The following is a 19,344-nucleotide window of genomic DNA, read 5'->3' on the forward strand; positions in this document are numbered from 1 at the left end:
AGGACTGACGTGCCCCATCGCATGGTTTATACTGGTCAGGACTAGACGGAGGTTTCCATGAGCGACGGCATCAAGTTCACCTTGGACGGACAAGAGGTTACGGCACGCAAGGGCGAGAGCATTTGGGACGTGGCCAAGCGCGAGGGCACCCTGATCCCGCATCTGTGCTACAAGGATGTGCCGGACCTGCGCGCCGATGGGAACTGCCGCGCCTGCGTGGTCGAGATTGAGGGCGAACGCGTCCTTGCGGCGTCATGTATTCGCGAACCTGCTGAGGGTATGGTTGTCACCACCGACAATGCCCGCGCGCGGACGGCCCGCAAAATGGTGGTCGAACTGTTGATGGCCGACCAGCCGGAGACCCCACATGATGCTTCGTCGCATCTGCTGGACATGGCCGACCTGACCGGCGTGGAAACCAGCCGCTTCCCGAAGCTGGAATCCGGGCGCATCCCCCTTCTGGATGACAGCCATGTCGCGATGAGCGTCAATCTGGACGCCTGCATTCAGTGCAACCTTTGCGTCCGTGCCTGCCGCGAGGTGCAGGTCAATGACGTGATCGGCATGGCGGGGCGGGGGCATGATGCCTATCCGGTGTTTGATATTTCCGACCCGATGGGCGCCTCGACCTGCGTGGCGTGTGGCGAATGCGTGCAAGCCTGCCCCACCGGGGCGCTGATGCCAGCCAAAGTGACAGACACCGAAGACTATGACCGCGAGGTCGAAAGCATTTGCCCCTTCTGCGGTGTTGGCTGTCAGGTCAGTTTGCGCGTCAAAGATGACAAGGTTGTCTATGTCGAAGGGATCAATGGCCCCGCCAATGAAGGTCGTTTGTGCGTGAAGGGCCGGTTCGGGTTCGACTATATCAACCACGACCACCGCCTGACCAAACCCCTGATCCGTAAAGAGGGCGCACCCAAGGGGCTAAACGTCGATCCCGCCAACCCGCTGACCCATTTTCGTGAAGCAAGCTGGGACGAGGCGTTGGATTTCGCGGCAAACGGTCTTGCCAAACTGCGCGATACCCATGGCGGCGACGCGGTCTCTGGCTTTGGATCGGCCAAATGCACCAATGAAGAGGCCTATCTGTTCCAGAAACTGATCCGCGCGGGCTTTGGCCACAACAACGTGGACCACTGCACCCGGCTGTGCCACGCGTCTTCTGTGTCGGCCCTGCTGGAAAACGTAGGCTCGGGCGCTGTGACCGCCACCTTTAACGAGATCGAAAACGCCGATGTGGCAATCGTCATCGGGTCAAACCCGATCGAAAATCATCCCGTTGCGGCGACCTATTTCAAGCAGTTCACCAAGCGCGGTGGCAAGCTGATCGTGATGGACCCGCGCGGCACCTCGCTCAGCCGGTTCGCGACGCATATGTTGCAGTTCAAGCCGGGCGGTGACGTGTCGATGCTAAACGCGATCATGCATGTGATCGCCGAAGAAGGTCTGATCGACGACGCCTATATCGCCAAGCACACCGAGAATTGGGAGGCGATGCGCGAACACCTGAAAGCCTTCCCGCCCGAGGATATGGCCGAGATTTGCGGCATCTCCGCAGATGAGCTGCGCGCCACCGCCCGCACCTTTGCGGCTGGCAAGGCCGGTATGATCTTTTGGGGCATGGGTATCAGCCAGCACGTGCACGGCACAGATAACTCCCGCTGCTTGATTTCACTGGCATTGATGACCGGTAATGTCGGGCGTCCGGGCACAGGTTTGCACCCGCTGCGCGGTCAAAACAACGTGCAGGGCGCGTCTGATGCGGGCATGATCCCGATGTTCCTGCCCGACTACAAATCGGTGAAAGACCCTGCTGTTTTGGCCGAGTTCAGTGCCGAATGGGGTGTGGACAACTTGTCCGACAAGCCCGGCTTGACCGTGGTCGAGATCATGGATGCGGTGCATGATGGCCGCATCAAAGGCATGTATATTCTGGGCGAAAATCCGGCCATGTCTGATCCCGACATCACCCACGTGCGCGAAGCGTTGCAGCGGATGGAGTTTCTGGTCAGTCAGGACATCTTCCTGACCGAAACGGCCAGCTATGCCGATGTGGTCCTGCCCGCCGCTGCCTTCGCCGAGAAAACCGGGACGGTGTCCAACACCAACCGGCAGGTCCAGATGGGCCGCCCCGCCGTGCCGCCTCCGGGTGAGGCGCAAGAAGATTGGTGGATCACAGTCGAGCTTGCGAAACGTTTGGGGCTGGATTGGACATACACCCATCCCAGTGAAGTGTTTGCCGAAATGGGTCGCGTGATGCCGTCGCTCGATCATATCACGTGGGACCGGCTCGAGGCGCAGAATGCCGTCACCTACCCGTCGCTTTCCCCCGAAGATCCGGGGCAGGCGGTGGTGTTTGGCGATGGCTTCCCGCGCCCAAGCAAACGCGCGCGCTTCACGCCCGCCGCGATCCTGCCGCCCGCCGAACTGCCGGATGCCGACTATCCGATGGTCCTGACCACCGGGCGGCAGTTGGAGCATTGGCACACCGGTTCCATGACCCGCCGCGCCACCGTGCTGGACGCGATCGAGCCCGAGGCCAACTGCTCGCTCAACCCCAAAACCCTACGTGAAATGGGCGTTGAGCCGGGCGATATGGTCCGCCTGACCACGCGACGTGGCACAATCGACATCATGGCCCGCGCGGATTATGGCGTGGCCGAAAATATGGTGTTCCTGCCATTTGCCTATGTGGAAGCAGCAGCCAACACGCTGACCAACCCTGCGCTGGACCCATACGGCAAGATCGCCGAAATGAAGTTCGCTGCGGTGAAGGTTGAGAAAGTGGCGCAGGTGGCAGCGGAGTAGGGTGCACGCATCGCGGTATGTCAGCTTTGCGCCCCATCTACGAATTCAACGGGGGCGCAGCGAAGGTCCGCATGCGCGGCGGAAATTATCTCAAGAATTCTATTGGCCAAGAGGTCAGGATCTTCGCGGGCACCGCCCCCTGATCTCGATTAGCCCGCTACTCAATGCGCAACAGTAGGGCAAGGACATCAGAGCGGTCCACGAGCCCGACAACCTTGCCGCCCTCCATCACTGGAAAGAGGCGGTGCGGGTGGGACAAGAACATCTCTGCAATGTGGATGACATCGTCGCTGGCATCGACACAAACCACATCGCGCGACATTTGATCGGCGACGCGCCCGGTCCACTCCTGATAATAACTTGCATTCAGGGCGGGGCGGAAACAGTCTTTCTGGGTCAGGATGCCATCCAGCCTGCCATCTTCACCGACCACAGGCGCGGCGGCGATGCCTGCGTCAATCAGCTGGGCGACGGCACGCCGGATCGGTGTATCAGGCGTCAGAATGGGCACATCGCGGCGCATAATAGACGCGACCCGGTGCGCGCTCATTGCTCCGCCTCCACTGCGTCAGCGATGCGCCGCAATGGGCAATCCGCACAGCGCCCCTCGCGCAGACCGGCGGACGCCCCGCAGCTTGTGCGCACCGGTCCGCGCCCCAAGGTCAGCCCAAGGCCCAGACCCGCAGCCGCAAGGCCAAAGATCGCAATTGCAAACAGGATTTCCATTATCCGAAGTCCTTATTCATAGCAGCATCGTTTCGATTGAACCGGTCTTGATCGACCTGATCCCCGTTCCATCGCGCACAATCAAAAGGGCGGATAGATCGTGATCGCGCGCAAGGGCTGGCCCTGCTGTCGGGCCTGCTGCAAACAGCGCCGTCGCCCAACCATCTGCAGTCATCGCATCCGCGCCCAGAACCGTGACGGACAATAGTCCTGCATCGGCAGGCGCGCGCTTTGTGGGGTCGATGATATGCCCATATCTGCGCTGCGCCAATTCATAGCTTTGCGCGCGAAGTCCCGATGTCGCCACGGCCTGCCCGTCTGTCAGGCGTAAAGTGGCGGCAGGTTGGCCGGTCAGCGGGTGCTGCACCGCGACGTGCCACGGTCGCCCCGAGGGATGTGTGCCAAGCGCCTTAAGCTCGCCGCCCAGATCAAACAGCAGATTGTCGATGCCAGCCTCCTGCGCCAGATCAACAGCGCGATCCAGGGCGCGGCCCTTGGCAATTCCGCACAGATCAAGCGTCAGGTCATCGCGCGCCTTGGCGATGTAATCCACGCCAAGCGACAACCCGCGCCAATCCGGTGTTCTGCCGCCCTGAATTGGCCCGAACCCCCATTGCGCGACCAAAGGCCCGACGGTGGGGTCGAACGCGCCGTTGCTGGCGCGCGCAAGATGCAGGGCAGAGGCCGTTACGTGGATCATCTCAGCGTCCACGGCCTGTGATCCTGTGGCCATCGCGTTGAAGCGGCTGATGACGCTGTCGCTGCGCCATGGTGACATTTGCCGATCAATGCTGGCGAACAGTGCTTTGATGCCAGACCGAAGGCGCTCCAGTTCGGCGCTTGGCGGCCCAACGATCCGCCATGTCGTGCCGAACGCATCGCCCGCGATTTCCGAGACGGCGGCGGCATGGCTGACCTTCGGCAGCACCAGTGCTGCGCCAATCAGGCCAAGCGCGGTGCGGCGCGACGGTCGGATGGTTCGGTCATTCATGTCTCAGCCTCCAAAATCATCGTAGAAAATCGAGCGCGGCTCGACGCCCAGTTGTTCCAGCGTGGCGAGAACGGCGGAAATCATAACGGGCGGGCCACATAAGTAGTATTCACACTCTTCCGGTGCGGGATGGGTGCTCATTTCCGCTTTGAGCCTTTCGTGAATGAACCCGGTCGCGCCCGTCCAGCGATCACCTGGTGCTGGATCTGACAGGGCCGGTGTCCAGCTAAACGTAGCATGATTGGCGGCCAGTTCCTCGAACTCGTCAGAATAGAACAGATCGGCTGCGGTGCGCGCGCCATAGAAATAGCGAATGCGCCGGGTGCTTCCGCGCCCGATCTCCTGATGGATCATCGCGCGCAGTGGTGCCATGCCCACGCCGCCCCCGATGAACACCATCTCGCGTTCTGTTGGCTGGACGTGGAATTCTCCGAACGGACCCGAGGCAAGGACCTTGTCACCCGGCTTGAGTGAAAACAGCCAAGACGACACGATTCCCGGCGGAACGTCATCCTCGCGTCCGGCGGGCGGCACGGCAAGGCGGATGTTGAACACCGCAAAACCCGTATCCTCGGGGCGGCTGGCCAAGGAATAGGCACGGGTGACATCGGCATCGGACGTCACGTTCAGCCTGCCCCATCGGTTGATGTCCCATGCGTCGCAAAAGCGCGGTTCCAATTCCAGTGTCGCAAAATCCAGCCGGTAGGCAGGCGCGGTGATCTGCATGAAATCGCCTGCCTTGAACGTCGTCGGATGATCCTTCGGCAGTTCAAGCACGATCTCGCGGATCAGCGGCGCCAACATGCGTGTGGAGGTGACCGTGCAGGTCACGCCTGCCCCCGCGCTCAGGATGTCTTCGGACACCTGCACAGCACAGTCGCCGCGCAAAGTTGCCTGGCAAGCAAGGCGCATATTGGCCCGCCTTTCCTTCGGGGACAACACACCGCGTTCGGTTGCTTGCGGCGTGCCTGCACCCTCGCCGGTGACGGTCACGCGACACAATCCGCAGGTGCCGGACCCGCCACAGGCCGCAGGGATACGGATTTCGGCGTTGTGCAGCACATCCAGCAATTTGGTGCCCCGTTGGGTGGCGATCTGCACGGTGTCGTTCACGGTGACGTCGATATTGCCTTGCGGGACCAGCCGGCGCCGCACCAAAAGCAGCCCGGTGGCAAGTCCGACGACAAGCATAGCGATGATCATGCTGCCTAGGACAATCTCGCTCATGGGGCTGCTGCCATTTGTGCGAAAGAGGCAAAGCCCAGTGACATGAGACCCGTGAGGATGAAGGCGATCCCTAACCCGCGCAGCCCCGCGGGCAGGTCCGCATAGGAAAGGCGCGCACGGATCGCGCTAAGCATGACAACGGCAACCGCGAACCCAACGCCGCTGCCCACGCCAAAGACCGCCGATTCAACGAAAGTATAGCTGCGCTCGACCATGAACAGGCTGCCGGCAAGGATGGCGCATTGCACGGTCAAAAGCGGCAAAAAGACCCCGAAGGCTGCGTGAATTGCAGGAAAGAAGCGATCCAGCAGCATCTCTAAAAGCTGCACGGTGGCCGCGATCACGCCGATAAAGGCGATCAAGGCCAGATACGACAGATCAAGGTCAGGCTGGCCCGCCCAACCCCAAGCGCCGGGCGCAAGAAAGAGGTTATAGATCAGGTTATTCAGGGGCACCGTCACGCCCAGAACACCCGTCATCGCAATGCCAAGCCCAACCGCGCTTTCCGTGCGCCGTGACAGGGCAAGAAACGTGCAAAGCCCCAAAAACAGCGTCAGCGGCATGTTGTCGACAAAGGCCGCGAACAGGAAAAAGGACCACAGGTCGTTCAATCCACGGCCCCCCGTTGCAAGGGCGGCGTGTGATCAGGCGGTTCGACCTGTTCAGTGCGCACCGACCGCACGGCCCAGACGAGCCCTCCTAGCAGGAAGAAGGCTGATGGGGCCAGCAACATCAGGCTTAGCGGTGTGAACCAGCCACCGTTTTCAGCCAGCGGCAAAACCTGCGCGCCAAACAACTGCCCCATGCCGAAAAGTTCGCGAATTGAGCCAATCACGATCAGCACAAGCGAATACCCAAGCCCATTGCCGAACGCATCGACCATCGAGGGCAGCGGCGCATTAAAGCGAGCGTAGGATTCAGTGCGTCCAAGGACCAGACAGTTGGTCGTGATCAACCCAACATAGACCGAAAGCGCGCGGCTGATATCGGCGAAATAGGCTTGTAAGATCTGGTCGATCACGATCACGAGCGAGGCGACGATCACGATCTGCACAATCAGCCGGATCGTGTCGGGGATATGGCGCCGGATCAAGCTGATGATGCCAGCCGCCAGCGTCAGCACGACCGTCAGCGACACCGACATGGTCAGCGCCGTGGCAAGCGTTGTCGTCACGGCCAGTGCCGAACAGATACCAAGGATCTGCAACGTGACCGGGTTTTGCCGGATCAGCGGGTCGGTTAGCGTGGTCCAGAACGAGATGCGCGCGCTCATGGCCTAGAACTCCCCGCGCGCGATTGCGTCAATCAGGGGGCCGTATCCATCGGGGCCAAGCCAGAACCGCATCATGCGGGTGATACCGCTGCCGGTGCGGGTGGCGCCGGTGATACCGTCCACTTCATAATCGGTGGTCGCATCGCCACGTGCGACGCTGAACCTGACATCCCCGCTGTCGTCGCGGATGATCGTGCCGGGAAAGTTTTGCTGCCACGAACGGTCTTCGATCCGTCCACCCAGGCCGGGCGTTTCGGCGTGTTGGGTGATCGCGATGCCGGCGATCGTGTTCATGTCGCCGTGAACCGCAAGGATCGCATCAATCTGCCCGCCATAGCCTTGGCCGGCGACCGGCAACAGTGCCAGCGATACTCCATCGTCGTCGCGCAGCAGGAATATCTGCGCAAAGTTAGGCCGCTGCCCAAGCCCGGCAATGTCCGCGCCAGCGTCCAGCACTGTCCAGTTCGCCATATCGGTCAGGGCGGCATCAAGTGTTTCGGCTGTTACGTCTTGTGCGGCGCGCCCCGTGTTAAGATTGATGACGACGGTCGAAAGGGTGCCGCCGGACTCTTCCAAAAGGGCTGCCATGCCCGGAATGCCGCGCACAAGATCGCCAATGCGTGCCTGTTCTTCTGCGGCACGGTTCGCGGTTTGGATGGGGCGCAGAAGAACCGTGGCGCTGCTGACCAGCAAGGCGCAGATGGCTGACACAAGAAACGCCACGATGATCGTTTTGGCGCGGCTTTCATTGGGCAACGCAAGCAGGCGGCGCCAAGGGTTCCAGTCAGTTCCGGCCATGACGCCTCCTGCGTTGCGCGATCCAAAGAGTGACCGCGATTTCATCCAAAAGCGGCGTTGCCAAGGATGTCAAAAGCGCCGCTGCGATTGCAAGTTGAACCGGGGCAGCGTCGGTCCAGCCCGTCGCGAACATAACCACCAAGCCTGCATACAGACCGCCGTTGATCCACCGGCCAAGGGTCGTTGATGCGCTTGTCACCGGATCGACAACAAGAAGCACCAGAACAATTCCGGCTGCAGGCAGAACCGCATCCAATGGAACACCCAGCATCACGGCACCCGCGCCTACCACCAGCGCGCCGCCCAATACGGCGGCGGGCATGACACCCGTCGCGACCCCAATCAGGGCCGCAGGGATAGCCGCCCAAACAACCGGATCATCAAAGCCCGGCCAAGCAAAGCCCGGAAACCCGAAGCCAAGGAACGACAGCGCCACGGTCGCGGGGTTCACGACATTGCGGCCCCAGCCCCCGAACACCAGTTCGCCCATCACCACGCCGAAACTGATCCCCAATAGCATTCGGATCGCGCCAAGATCCTGCGGCGCAAGCATCGCCACAGCCAAGGCCGTTATCAAAGCCGCAAACGACGGTGGCTGCGCCCGTGCAATCATGAAAACAAGATGCCAGACCGCAAGGACAAGAAGTGCGAAGCCAAGCCGTGAAAGTGCCTCGGCGCCGCCAAACCAAAGCCAGAAAAGCGCAAGTGGCATATAGGCGGCCAGCAACATCAGCGCGACAGTTTCACGATCCCAAAGCCCCTTCATCATGGCGCAAGCTCTGTCTGTATTCGGTCCAGCATGCCGCGCAGAAGTTCGGCCAAGTCCGACTGCCCGCCAAGCACATAGTCGGCAAGACCCACGTCTTCCTCAAGCATGGACAGCGCCCCCAGTTTCATCGCCATTTCATCGTCACCCGCACTGAGCGCGCGCACCAGTGCGACGGCGGGCAGGGCCGCGCCGAACGCTTGCGTCAACGCGGCCGTCGGAATAACCGGCTTTGGCAGCCCCGAGCGTGTGAGCGCTGCGACGAACCAATGCGGCGGCTTGTCGTTTTGCGGACGCGGCAGCACCGTGATTTGCCGGTGGCGCGGGGCAAGCCAATGGGTTTCGTGACCGTCCAGCGGCGATCCCGACATCAACACATGCGCTCCGGGTGCCACGGCGCGCAGCGTCAGTTCGCGCAAATCGGCACCGGGTTGAGCACGGACCAGTCGGCTTTCGCGCAGTCCCGAACCTGCAACACGCACAAGGCGCGACATTGGTAGAATCCCGGTCGAAAGAAGGTCGCCCAATGCGGCGACATCTTCGGCGTGAATGTCCCAAACGGGTGTTTCGGTCGTGGCTGGCGCAAGGGCGTGAATGCGCAGCCCGGCAGATCCTTGCGGGTGGCGCGGGGTGCAGGCTTCGGCGCGCACCTGTCCGTCGCCAAGGCCGCGTTCAAACAGCGCAGGGCCGGGTGCATGGCAGACAAAGACCGGACCGTCGCTTAAAGATGCCAGTGCTTGCAGACCGTGCGCAAACGCTTCTTCGCGCCCTGCCAGCGCCTGACGCGGATCGGGGGCGAAGGGCCGCGTGTCGATGGCCATAACGACAATCGCTGACGGGCGTTCATCGGCGGCTGGCATGCCACCAAATGGCCGCCGTCGCAGCCACGGCCACACACCGGCAGATTGCATCAGGTCGCGCAGAGCATGGTCAGTTGTTGCACCGGCACCGTCGTGCTGGACCACTTCGCCGCCTGCTTCGTGAAACATCACGATTTCGGACAGCTTGCGCCCCGGCTTGAGGGAAATGCGTGCGATGCGTCCGGGCATCGGTGCGACAAACTGGATCTGTGGCGCATCCCGCAGGCACGCAACAGGCGCGCCCTGCGCGACAAGGTCATCTTCTTTCACAAGCGGCGTGATGCGCAGGGTTTGGCCCGACGATGTTCGTATTCCGGCCTCTTGAGTGATCACGTCTGTCGGCCCCCGATCGCGCTGAGGTGGCGACGGAAATGTCGGGGTCAATCCCGCTCGAACTTTGAGAGCTGGCATGATCTCACTCCTGCGTCTCGCTCGCGCCAAAACACGGGAGCACATCAGATAAGCACAATTTTTCCGTGTAACGATAACATGATCGTGATTAGATGGAAGGGTCCCATTTCGCATGCCACGGAGAATCAACCATGAAAGATTTTTTTCGCGTATCGACCATCCCTCTGGCCCTCTTAGCGGTTTTCATCCTCGTGTCCGGCAGCTACGGCGTTCTTAGCCAAAGCACGGATGACACGCCCGGCGAGAGCGAAGCTGTCATCCCCTTTGCACTGCCAAAATCAGGGCCGTTCAAGCCGGCAGATATCAAAATTGAAAATAATGATGCGATCGCCAACTGGTTCCGCTCGGCCCATGCCGATGCCGCGGCCGAGGCGTTTCGTCATTGGGATGAAGATGAGGAAATCCGACCCGCCTGCGCGGTCTGCCACTCCGGTGAAGGATTTCGCGCGTTCCACGGGCTGGATGGAAGCGAGCCCGGTGTCATCGAAGCGCCCGTCGATATTGGCGGCGTCGTGGATTGCGGCACATGCCACAATGCTGGCCTTGCCGAAATCACCGAGGTGAAGTTCCCCAGCGGCTTGGCGCACCCCGTTCAGGGTGTCGAGGCGTCCTGCATGACGTGCCACCAAGGCCGCACTGCTGGCGTCAATGTCAGCACTGCCATCGCGGATATGGACATCGACACCTCAAACCCAGAGCTGCGGTTCATCAATCCGCACTATGCCACCGCTGCGGCGACGTGGCTGGGCGGCTATGGCGGGGCGGGCTATCACTACGAAGGGCGCGACTATTCGGGACGTTTCTTCCACGCCCGTCCGGTATCGACCTGTAACTCGTGCCACGAACCGCACACGCTTGAGGTGGAGTTTGAACCCTGCCTGACATGCCACCAGGCAGACAGCGCGCAGGACATCCGCATTTCGCGCCAAAGCTATTCCGGCACCGGAGATACGTCGGTCGGTATCCGCGCCGACATTCAGTCGAATGCCGCGTTGCTGTTGAAAACTGTGGAAAGCTATTCGCGCGACGTCGCGGGTGTGCCTATCGTTTATGACGGGACACGCTATCCATACTTCTTCACCGACGCGAATGGCGATGGTGTGATCGACGAAAGCGAAGGCAAACCCGTTGCCTATAACGGCTGGACACCCCGAAGCCTGCGCGCGGCTTACAACTGGAAGCTGGTGACGTCTGACCCCGGCAACTACGCCCACAATCCCCACTATGCGCTTGAGCTTCTCTACGACTCGATCGAGGATCTGAGCGGCCCGTTAGGGATGGATTTGGAAGCCCTCAATCTGCTGAGATAACCCAATCCGTGGTCCGGTGATGCATCGGACCACGGGGAACCTCAACGCATAGGAACCGCAGGGCATGGAACAGGCGCTATTGCTCATCACGATTGGCGTGCTTTTCCTTGGCGGGTTGCTTGCCGACAAGATCGGCCACCTGACCCGGTTGCCCCGTGTGACGATGCTGTTGCTTCTTGGGCTTCTGGTCGGGCCATCAGGTCTTGATCTTCTGCCGCAGGCCGCAACCGACTTGTTCGAACCGATTTCAGTGGTCGCACTGACGATGGTGGCGTTCCTACTTGGGGGGGAGCTGACACGCGACAACCTGAGCCGCCATGGGCGCGCCATTTCCGCGATATCACTTTGCATTGTCGTAGGAACGACAGGAATTGTCTGGGCGGGTCTGAGCCTGCTGGGTCTTGATCCCGCCCTTGCGCTTTTGCTGGGGGCGATTGCCACGGCAACCGACCCGGCGGCGATCTCGGACGTGATCCGCCAGTCGGGAATCCGCAACGGGTTCACTGAGACGCTCAACGGTATCGTCGCCATCGACGATGTTTGGGGGCTGTTGATGTTCAGCGTCTGCCTGGCCTTGATCGATCAGTCCGGCGGCTGGGCCGCGCCGCTTTTGGGCGCAGGTCGTGACATCGGGGGGGCGGTATTGCTTGGCATCTGTGTTGGCGTTCCGTCCGCATACCTGACCGGACGCCTGAAAGAGGGCGAGCCGCTGCAGACCGAAGCCATTGGCGTGGTCTTTGTCACCGCGGGCCTTGGGATATGGCTTGAGGTTTCGTTTCTGGTGGCGGGCATGACTGCTGGCGCGTTGATTGCCAATCTCGCGCGCCATCACGCCCATGCTTTTCACGAGATCGAATACATCGAATGGCCGTTCATGTTGCTGTTCTTTCTGCTCGCAGGTGCGTCCCTTGAATTGGACGCATTAAGGACGCTTGGCTGGATCAGTCTTGCCTATGCCGGGCTTCGGATCGCCGCACGGCTGGCGAGCGGCTTGTTCGGCGCATGGATCGGTGGCGTCCCCCGGGCCGAGGCGTCTCACTACGGTCCGGCACTTTTGCCACAGGCCGGTGTTGCCGTCGGTATGGCGCTGGTCGCTGCCGAGGCATTCCCCAGCTGGGCGGCAACGATCATGACGCTGACCATCGCCGGCACCGTTTTCTTCGAGATCGTCGGCCCCCCCGTCACTCTTTTGGCGCTCTACCAAAACGCCCGCGCACGGCGCGATCGGTTGTAGCGGGCTTGCTCGCCCGCCGCTGACTGCAGGTAAGTGAGGTTTGAGACGCTGATCGTCGGCGCCAGGCTGTGCGAGATCCGAGTTATTCTTCGCCAAACGCAGCCTTCCAAAAACAGCGCCGATCATGATCTACATCATTATTTTTCAGTGCGTGTGGATTGATACTTAGGACAGTTGGGTATGTTTTACGCCCGCAAAAAATGGGGCGGAGAACATGGCAGACTACCACACCAGATCGCTTACAGACGTCTTGGAGGAGCTTGACAGCACGCGCGAAGGCCTGACGACAGACGAAGCGAAAAACCGGCTGGAGCGGTATGGCACCAACGAGTTGAAGGTTTCGAAGGACACGCCCGAAATCGTCAAGTTTCTTCAGCAGTTCAAGAATTTCTTTGCCATCCTGCTGATCGCAGGCGGCGCGCTGGCGATGACGGCCGAGAAATTGGACCCAGGCAACGGCAATCTCTATATCGCCATTGCGCTGGTCGGTGTGGTGTTCCTAAACGCGGCGTTCACCTATTTTCAGGAACATCAAAGCGAACGCATCATGGACAGCTTCAAGAATATGCTGCCCTCGATGATCACCGCCCTGCGCGACGGCAACCCGCAAGAGGTGCCCGTCGGCGAGCTGGTGCCCGGTGACGTGATCGTGCTGAACGAGGGTGACAAGGTGCCTGCCGACGGGCGGTTGATTGAGGCCAAAGAGCTTAAGGTCGACAATTCAAGCCTGACCGGTGAAAGCGAACCGCAATTGCTGGACGAAGGCAAATCAGCCAAGGCAATGCTGGAAAGCCCCAACATGATCTTCTCGGGCAGCCTTGTGCAAAACGGCGAAGGTAAGGTGCTGCTGGTTGAAACCGGCATGAACACCCAGATCGGTGGCATTGTGGCGTTGACCAAGGCCACAGAGGCGACGGAAACGCCGATCCACCAGGAACTGAAATACTTCATCAAGGTCATCAGCTTCATCGCAATCTTTCTGGGGGTGAGTTTCTTTGGCGTGTCTGTCGCCATCGGCAACAATGTGATCGGCAGCCTGATCTTCGCGATCGGCATCATTGTGGCGAATGTGCCCGAAGGCTTGCTGCCCACTGTTACGCTTAGCCTGACCATGGCCAGCCGCCGCATGGCGCAGAAGAACGCGTTGATCAAGAACCTTGAAAGCGTTGAAACCCTTGGGTCGACCACTGTCATCTGCACAGACAAGACGGGCACCCTGACGCAAAACCGGCTTGGCGTGAACACGGTTGTCGTCGGCGGGGCCGCCTATGCCGTTGATGACAGGCAGGTGGCGGATGCCGCTGCCTTTGATCGGCTGCTTCGGGTCATGTGTGTCTGCAACAACGCCTATCTGACCGATGATGGTTACGCGGGCGATGCGACCGAAGGTGCGCTGCTGCTTTACGCGCGCAACTACACCGATCCAGCCGCCCTGCGGCGTGTCGAAGAGATCGCCGAACAGCCCTTTAACTCGACCAGCAAGCGGATGATCACGGTCACCGATGATGGGACCGGGCCGCAAGCCTACCTTAAGGGCGCGCCCGAGGTGGTGCTGGCCATGTGCGACAAGGTTGCTCTGAATGGCGAAGAATTTGCGCTGACCCCGGATCGCCACGGCGACATCGTGGATGCGTATCACAAATTGGCAGGCCGCGGCGAACGCGGGCTGGGCTTTGCCGCGCGTGCTTGCGACCGCGACGGGGTGCCCGAGGATGGATACGTGTTTCTGGGCCTGACGGGGATGATCGACCCGCCCCGCCCAGAAGTGCCCATCGCCTTGGAGCGTTGCGTGTCAGCAGGCATCAGGGTGATCATGCTGACCGGTGATTTCGGCCTGACCGCAAAGACCATCGCCCAACAGATCGGGATGATGGGCCCGCATGGACGCGTGGTGCAGGGCGACGAGCTGTCACAGATGACCGACGCCGAACTGCAGACCGTCTTGCAAGACGAGGCAGAGATTATCTTCGCCCGCATCGCACCGGCCCAAAAATTGCAGGTCGTTCAGGCCCTACAAGCCAGCGGAGAGATCGTGACAGTCACAGGCGACGGGGTGAACGACGCACCCGCGCTGAAGAACGCCGACATGGGTGTGGCCATGGGCGTGATGGGAACCGATGTCGCCAAAGAGGCCAGCGATATGGTGCTGATGGACGACAATTTCGCCACCATCGTTGCGGCCGTAGAAGAAGGCCGCACCATTTTCGACAACATCAAGAAGTTTATCGCCTATATCCTGACCTCCAACATCCCCGAGATTCTGCCCTTCATCGCCTTTGTGTTGCTGGATATTCCCTTGCCGCTGACGGTGATCCTGATCCTCAGCATCGATTTGGGCACGGACATTCTGCCCGCGCTCGGTCTGGGGGCGGAAAAGCCGGAAACCGATGTGATGAAACGCAAACCCAGACAACGGGGTGAACGGTTGCTAAGCCGCAACCTGCTGCTGATGAGTTATGGAATTATCGGAATGTTGCAGGCGGCGGCGGGGTTTTTCACCTATTTCACCATCCTCTACACCGGGGGGTGGGAATGGGGGCAAGACCTGGCCAGCTCGGACCCATTGTACCGGACGGCAATCACCGGGTTCTTTGCCTCGATCATCATTTGCCAAGTGGCGGATGTGATCATCTGCCGAACCCGAACGCAAAGCCTGCTGACCGTCGGACTGCTGTCTAACAAGCTGGTCTTGGTGGGGATCGCATTTGAACTGCTGCTGCTGGCCTGCATCAGCTATATCCCGGCCTTCAACACGTTTTTCGGCACCGCACCGCTTGAGGCCTGGCACCTTATGCTGTCCGTCCCGTTTGCCCTGCTGATACTGCTGGGGGACGAACTGCGCCGCGTCTTTGTGCGACGCGGAAACCCGTTCGTGCTGCGCTTTTTGACGTGGTGAGGCGATCTTTGCACCCGCATCGTAAAGCTCGTCCGTATCCCGGCCCGCAGGTTAGATGAGGTGTCAGCCCCCCCCCCGCCCAATCACGCGGTCGCCGCAACACCTGATCGTCGCCTTTTGGGTGCGTGCGCTGTCCGCGTAGGCGGCATTTGGTGACTGCACCGCGAAGGGCGGGTTTGAAGCCATTTTGGCGGACGCTGAAAGCTGCACGAATGTCTGCTTAGGCTCTTGTAAAGTGGTTCTGAATGCACACTTCCGCTCTGTCATTTGGTAGAAAGATCTTCCCGTAAATGAGTGCAATACTTCTCGTCATTTTTGGCCTTGTTGGCTTGATCGTCGGCGGCGAAATGCTCGTACGTGGCGCAGTGTCCGCTGCCAAGTCATTCGGCATCTCGCCGATGGTGATCGGACTGACACTGGTTGGCTTCGGAACCTCGTCACCTGAGCTGGTCACCAGCCTGCAAGCGGCTCTCTCTGGGTCTTCCGGCATTGCTATTGGTAACGTCGTTGGCAGCAATATCGGCAACGTTCTGCTGATCCTTGGCATTGCCGCTCTGATTGCACCTATTTCAGTCGATCCAAAAGCGTTTCGGCGGGACGGAGCCGTCGTTGTTCTTTCAACGCTGCTTTGTCTGGGTGCTGTTCTTCTCGGTGAGGTCGGTCGGTTGATCGGCGCGGGCTTAGTGGTCGCCTTGGCAACCTATTTGGGCTTCACGCTCTGGTCTGAGAGGCGGTCAGGAGGCACGCCAGCTGCGACTGTCTACGAGAGTGAAGCTGACGCCGTGCCTGGCCCGGAAACAAATCTCGGTGTTTCCTTGTTGATAGCACTTGGAGGTTTGGTGATTACCATCTTTGGGGCTCGGTTCTTGGTGTCCGGCGCAGTCGCTATTGCTCAATCGGCGGGGCTTTCGGAAGCTTTGATCGGTTTAACAATCGTCGCTATCGGAACATCGATGCCTGAACTCGTGACCTCCATCATTGCAGTGCGCAAGGGCGAAGGCTCTGTCGCACTAGGCAATGTCCTGGGCAGCAACATTTTCAATATTCTGGGCATCCTCGGCATTACCGTTCTTGTCCAACCTATGGTAATCCCAAGCGAGATTGCCCGTTTCGATATTTGGATTTTGTGTGCGACCGCACTTTTGCTCGTCGCCTTCGCCCGAAGTGGTTGGACCATCTCTCGGCGTGAAGGTGGCTTTCTCGTTCTTGCTTATGCCGCCTACCTCGCTGCGCTACTGACTTGAACTTGAAGAGAGGTCGCAGAGACGGCTCGGGACAAAAAAGCGGGCTTTGGCGAGGTGTTGCCGAGAGTCTGCTTTGTCACGCTAACCGGACATAGGCTTCATCCCCAACTCACATCCCCTAGAAAGATATACCCGGCGCCGTAGATCGTCTTGATCAGGCGCGGATTTTTGGGGTCTTCCTTAAGTTTGGTGCGCAGACGCGAGATGCGGACATCCATGGCGCGGTCGAAGCTTTCACCGGCGACGCCACCCAGTGTTTCTTGCATTTGCGCGCGCGATATGAGCCGCTTGGGGGCGTCAAGGAACAGGCGCAGCACTTCGCCTTCGGCGTGGGAAAAGGCGGTTTCCTCGCCGCTGTCGTCTTCCAGCATGTAACGGTCGAAATGCGCGGTCCAGCCGTTGAACGTCGCGGTTTGCGCCGTTTTCAGGCTGGATTTCGGCCCGCGCAGGCGCGCGCGGACGCGGGCGACGACCTCGGCGGGTTCGAATGGTTTGACGATATAGTCGTCGGCCCCAAGCTCCAACCCGGTGACGCGATCCTGCACTTGGGTGCGGCCTGAAATGATGATGATCGACGCGCCGCTTTCCAGCGCCAGCCGATGCACCAAGGTCAGCCCGTCACGGTCTGGCAGACCGAGGTCCACAAGGCAGACATCCGGGGACATGGTGTTCAAGGCGGCCTCGAACTCGGTGGCGCGGGCGAAGCTTGCGGTGCGAAAACCGGCGTCTTCCAACGCATCTGACAGCATCCGTCGGATTTCCGGTTCGTCGTCAAGGATGGCGACCAATGGCTGGGTCATACGCGGACCTCTTCAGACAGGAACGTGGCGAGTTCGCCCTTTGTGAAGGGTTTGGGCAAAACCGGGAAACCGGCTTCTGCCCTGCGCGGATCATCGGCGGGAAGAGAGGTCATAACCAACATAGGGACATCAATGCCCGCCGCGCGCAACCCTTTCAGGAACTCGGGACCTGTCTGCGCGCCCTCAAGCATCACGTCGCTAATGATCAGGCCCAACCCATCCAGATCGACAAGGCCCAGCGCTTCTTCGGCGGATGTCGCCTCGATCACCTGATGGCCCATATCGGTCAACATTTTGCGAACGGATGTGCGGATGTCCTCCATATCCTCGATCAACAGGACAAGGCGCGGAGATATGGGCTGGAGCGGTTTGCGCAGCGGCAGGCGGACAGACACAACCGCGCCGCCCGTGTCGGCCGAATTGAACAGTTTCACCTGTCCGCCAGCAACCTTGGTCTGGTCATAAACCATTGATAAGCCTAGCCCGGAGCCTTCGCCGCCCTTGGTGGTGAAAAACGGGTCAAGTGCGTGCTCAAGCGCCTTTCGCGAAAAGCCGGGCCCGCTGTCGGTGACACGGAATTCCACCCATGTGTCGCGGATCGGGCGGGCCGTCAGGTGGATGGTGCCGGGCGACGATCCGATCGCATGGGTCGCGTTCAGGATAAGGTTCAGAATCCCGTCCTGCACCGCGCCTGCGTCCAGCACAATCGGGTCGTTCAAGTCCGCGACGTTGATTATCAGGTCGATGTCATCGGGCAGCGTTGACCGCGCGAGGGTTTCCAGTCCATTCAGCATATCGGGCACGAGGGTCGGTTCGAAATGCAGCTCGCGCCGGCCCGAGATCGAAGCGATCCGGTCCAGCAACGTCCCTCCGCGCCGCACCGCGGCCGTGGTGGCGGCAACCATCTGCTGTGCATCATCGCCAAGTGGCATCTGGGCCAGACGGCTTTGCAGCCCAAGGATGATGGTCAGCAGGTTCGAGAAATCATGCGCCACGCCCGACGTGAGTTGCGCGGCCAGCTCGCGTTTGCGGGTCTGGGCCAAGGCCGCGCGGGCTTGTGCTTCCTCAGTGACGTCCATCGACAGGATGTAGACGCCCGAGATTTCATCACCGTCTTGATCAGGGGTTAGTGCGACCCGAATACGGCGTCCTGACCCTTCGTGCGAGAATTCGAACACGCTGGGTTCGCCGTTAAAAGCACGGGCGAAATAGGGCGAGATATGCGCGTAAGCTTCGTCGCCCAGTGCTTCGATTGCGTGCAACCCGATCAGGTCGCTCGGTCGCCCCGTGATGACGGATCCAAGGCGACGGTTCGAGAAGGTGTAGTGCCGATCGCGATCTATGCGCGCGATGTGCGCGGGCATCATTTCGGCGGTCAGGCGGGTGCGGCTTTCCATCTCGGTCAGCTCGCGTTTGGTTTCTTCCAGCGCTGCGATTGTCGAGGCCAGTGCCCGGTTGGTCTGGGTCAGTTCTTCGGTATAGCTCAGCACTTGGTCGGACAGTTCCTCGGATCGGGCGCGCAACAGTGCCTCTTGCCGCTTGATTGGTGTGATGTCCGTATAGACAGTCACCCACCCCCCTTGCGACAGCGGATGACCTTCGACCGAAATCACCCGACCGTTGGCGCGCGTGCGCTCCATATAATGTGGCTCGAATGCCAAAGCCTGATCGACGCGCGATTTGACGAAAGATTCGATATCACCAACAGCCCCGTAATCGCCGCGCTCTGCCAGAAATCGGATGGTGTCCGAGAACTCCGCACCGGGGGTGGCAAGGTGGTCTGGCAGGTCAAACATATCCTGAAACTGGCGGTTTCCAACAACCAGCCGAAGCTTGCGATCATAGATGGAAAGCGCCTGCTGAATAAGGTTCAAACCGGCTTGAGTCAGGGCCGAGGTTTCGTTGAAATTCTGTCCCAATGGCGCCTCCTGTTACGCTCTTTCGCTAACACCTGAACCGGCGCATGAAAAGGAGTTTGACTGGGTCGCACACATCTGGAC

16 protein-coding genes are annotated in these 19,344 nt (G+C 60.3%); 5 read left to right on the forward strand and 11 right to left on the reverse strand.

Features of this window, described 5'->3' with window-relative positions; translation table 11 throughout:
* The first annotated feature begins 57 nt into the window (after positions 1–57).
* Entirely contained in the window at positions 58–2,808 is a 2,751-nt protein-coding gene (fdhF, locus tag ACXYMP_RS03095) for a formate dehydrogenase subunit alpha (protein WP_458904279.1), read from the forward strand.
* Positions 2,809–2,965: 157 nt separating this feature from the next.
* On the opposite strand, the gene ACXYMP_RS03100 is transcribed toward fdhF, so the two are convergent.
* The 9 genes from ACXYMP_RS03100 to ACXYMP_RS03140 are packed head-to-tail and all read right to left on the reverse strand — an operon-like array spanning position 2,966 to position 9,860.
* Positions 2,966–3,358, reverse strand: coding sequence for a CBS domain-containing protein (locus ACXYMP_RS03100; protein ID WP_298567475.1), 393 nt, complete (start codon positions 3,356–3,358; stop codon positions 2,966–2,968).
* Entirely contained in the window at positions 3,355–3,534 is a 180-nt protein-coding gene (locus ACXYMP_RS03105; RefSeq protein WP_298567477.1) for a hypothetical protein, read from the reverse strand. The genes ACXYMP_RS03100 and ACXYMP_RS03105 overlap by 4 nt, the downstream gene beginning before the upstream one ends.
* 16 nt (positions 3,535–3,550) lie before the next feature.
* Positions 3,551–4,525: an FAD:protein FMN transferase gene (locus ACXYMP_RS03110; RefSeq protein ID WP_298567479.1), complete on the reverse strand. Its 975-nt coding sequence runs from the start codon at positions 4,523–4,525 to the stop codon at positions 3,551–3,553.
* Between the two features lie 3 nt (positions 4,526–4,528).
* Positions 4,529–5,752, reverse strand: a complete 1,224-nt coding sequence (gene nqrF, locus ACXYMP_RS03115; RefSeq protein WP_458904282.1) for an NADH:ubiquinone reductase (Na(+)-transporting) subunit F — start codon at positions 5,750–5,752, stop codon at positions 4,529–4,531.
* A complete protein-coding gene (nqrE, locus tag ACXYMP_RS03120; protein WP_458904284.1) occupies positions 5,749–6,363 on the reverse strand; it encodes an NADH:ubiquinone reductase (Na(+)-transporting) subunit E in 615 nt (204 codons plus the stop codon). Before nqrE ends, nqrF begins: the two co-directional genes overlap by 4 nt.
* Positions 6,360–7,025: an NADH:ubiquinone reductase (Na(+)-transporting) subunit D gene (locus ACXYMP_RS03125; RefSeq protein ID WP_458904286.1), complete on the reverse strand. Its 666-nt coding sequence runs from the start codon at positions 7,023–7,025 to the stop codon at positions 6,360–6,362. Before ACXYMP_RS03125 ends, nqrE begins: the two co-directional genes overlap by 4 nt.
* A gap of 3 nt (positions 7,026–7,028) precedes the next feature.
* Positions 7,029–7,823: an FMN-binding protein gene (locus ACXYMP_RS03130; protein WP_298567490.1), complete on the reverse strand. Its 795-nt coding sequence runs from the start codon at positions 7,821–7,823 to the stop codon at positions 7,029–7,031.
* Complete coding sequence (locus ACXYMP_RS03135) at positions 7,810–8,592, reverse strand: RnfABCDGE type electron transport complex subunit D (protein WP_458904288.1); 783 nt, start codon at positions 8,590–8,592, stop codon at positions 7,810–7,812. Before ACXYMP_RS03135 ends, ACXYMP_RS03130 begins: the two co-directional genes overlap by 14 nt.
* Complete coding sequence (locus tag ACXYMP_RS03140; protein ID WP_458904290.1) at positions 8,589–9,860, reverse strand: Na(+)-translocating NADH-quinone reductase subunit A; 1,272 nt, start codon at positions 9,858–9,860, stop codon at positions 8,589–8,591. Before ACXYMP_RS03140 ends, ACXYMP_RS03135 begins: the two co-directional genes overlap by 4 nt.
* A gap of 131 nt (positions 9,861–9,991) precedes the next feature.
* Between ACXYMP_RS03140 and ACXYMP_RS03145 the strand changes: the two genes are divergently transcribed.
* The 4 genes from ACXYMP_RS03145 (at position 9,992) to ACXYMP_RS03160 (ending at position 16,544) form a co-directional block, all read left to right on the forward strand.
* The gene (locus ACXYMP_RS03145) at positions 9,992–11,170 is read left to right on the forward strand and encodes a cytochrome c3 family protein (protein ID WP_458904292.1); all 1,179 of its coding nucleotides are present in this window, start codon (positions 9,992–9,994) and stop codon (positions 11,168–11,170) included.
* A gap of 64 nt (positions 11,171–11,234) precedes the next feature.
* Entirely contained in the window at positions 11,235–12,404 is a 1,170-nt protein-coding gene (locus ACXYMP_RS03150) for a cation:proton antiporter (protein WP_458904294.1), read from the forward strand.
* Between the two features lie 214 nt (positions 12,405–12,618).
* Positions 12,619–15,300, forward strand: a complete 2,682-nt coding sequence (locus ACXYMP_RS03155; RefSeq protein ID WP_458904296.1) for a cation-translocating P-type ATPase — start codon at positions 12,619–12,621, stop codon at positions 15,298–15,300.
* A gap of 290 nt (positions 15,301–15,590) precedes the next feature.
* Positions 15,591–16,544: a calcium/sodium antiporter gene (locus ACXYMP_RS03160; protein ID WP_458904298.1), complete on the forward strand. Its 954-nt coding sequence runs from the start codon at positions 15,591–15,593 to the stop codon at positions 16,542–16,544.
* A gap of 98 nt (positions 16,545–16,642) precedes the next feature.
* On the opposite strand, the gene ACXYMP_RS03165 is transcribed toward ACXYMP_RS03160, so the two are convergent.
* Both ACXYMP_RS03165 and ACXYMP_RS03170 read right to left on the reverse strand, forming a co-directional pair.
* Positions 16,643–17,344 carry a response regulator transcription factor gene (locus ACXYMP_RS03165; protein WP_298567513.1) on the reverse strand — a complete coding sequence of 234 codons (702 nt, stop codon included), beginning with the start codon at positions 17,342–17,344 and terminating at the stop codon, positions 16,643–16,645.
* Positions 17,341–19,263, reverse strand: coding sequence for a PAS-domain containing protein (locus tag ACXYMP_RS03170; protein WP_458904301.1), 1,923 nt, complete (start codon positions 19,261–19,263; stop codon positions 17,341–17,343). The genes ACXYMP_RS03165 and ACXYMP_RS03170 overlap by 4 nt, the downstream gene beginning before the upstream one ends.
* Positions 19,264–19,344 lie beyond the last annotated feature (81 nt).

The organism is Aliiroseovarius sp. CAU 1755 (assembly GCF_054482655.1).

Bases quoted from the DNA above. Each gene is read 5' to 3' on its own strand.
- fdhF (WP_458904279.1), top strand. From the start codon at position 58: ATGAGCGACGGCATCAAGTTCACCTTGGACGGACAAGAGGTTACGGCA.
- ACXYMP_RS03155 (WP_458904296.1), top strand. From the start codon at position 12,619: ATGGCAGACTACCACACCAGATCGCTTACAGACGTCTTGGAGGAGCTT.
- ACXYMP_RS03150 (WP_458904294.1), top strand. From the start codon at position 11,235: ATGGAACAGGCGCTATTGCTCATCACGATTGGCGTGCTTTTCCTTGGC.
- ACXYMP_RS03125 (WP_458904286.1), bottom strand. From the start codon at position 7,025: ATGAGCGCGCGCATCTCGTTCTGGACCACGCTAACCGACCCGCTGATC.
- ACXYMP_RS03145 (WP_458904292.1), top strand. From the start codon at position 9,992: ATGAAAGATTTTTTTCGCGTATCGACCATCCCTCTGGCCCTCTTAGCG.
- ACXYMP_RS03110 (WP_298567479.1), bottom strand. From the start codon at position 4,525: ATGAATGACCGAACCATCCGACCGTCGCGCCGCACCGCGCTTGGCCTG.
- nqrF (WP_458904282.1), bottom strand. From the start codon at position 5,752: ATGAGCGAGATTGTCCTAGGCAGCATGATCATCGCTATGCTTGTCGTC.
- ACXYMP_RS03130 (WP_298567490.1), bottom strand. From the start codon at position 7,823: ATGGCCGGAACTGACTGGAACCCTTGGCGCCGCCTGCTTGCGTTGCCC.
- ACXYMP_RS03105 (WP_298567477.1), bottom strand. From the start codon at position 3,534: ATGGAAATCCTGTTTGCAATTGCGATCTTTGGCCTTGCGGCTGCGGGT.
- ACXYMP_RS03100 (WP_298567475.1), bottom strand. From the start codon at position 3,358: ATGAGCGCGCACCGGGTCGCGTCTATTATGCGCCGCGATGTGCCCATT.
- ACXYMP_RS03160 (WP_458904298.1), top strand. From the start codon at position 15,591: ATGAGTGCAATACTTCTCGTCATTTTTGGCCTTGTTGGCTTGATCGTC.
- ACXYMP_RS03135 (WP_458904288.1), bottom strand. From the start codon at position 8,592: ATGATGAAGGGGCTTTGGGATCGTGAAACTGTCGCGCTGATGTTGCTG.
- ACXYMP_RS03140 (WP_458904290.1), bottom strand. From the start codon at position 9,860: ATGCCAGCTCTCAAAGTTCGAGCGGGATTGACCCCGACATTTCCGTCG.
- ACXYMP_RS03165 (WP_298567513.1), bottom strand. From the start codon at position 17,344: ATGACCCAGCCATTGGTCGCCATCCTTGACGACGAACCGGAAATCCGA.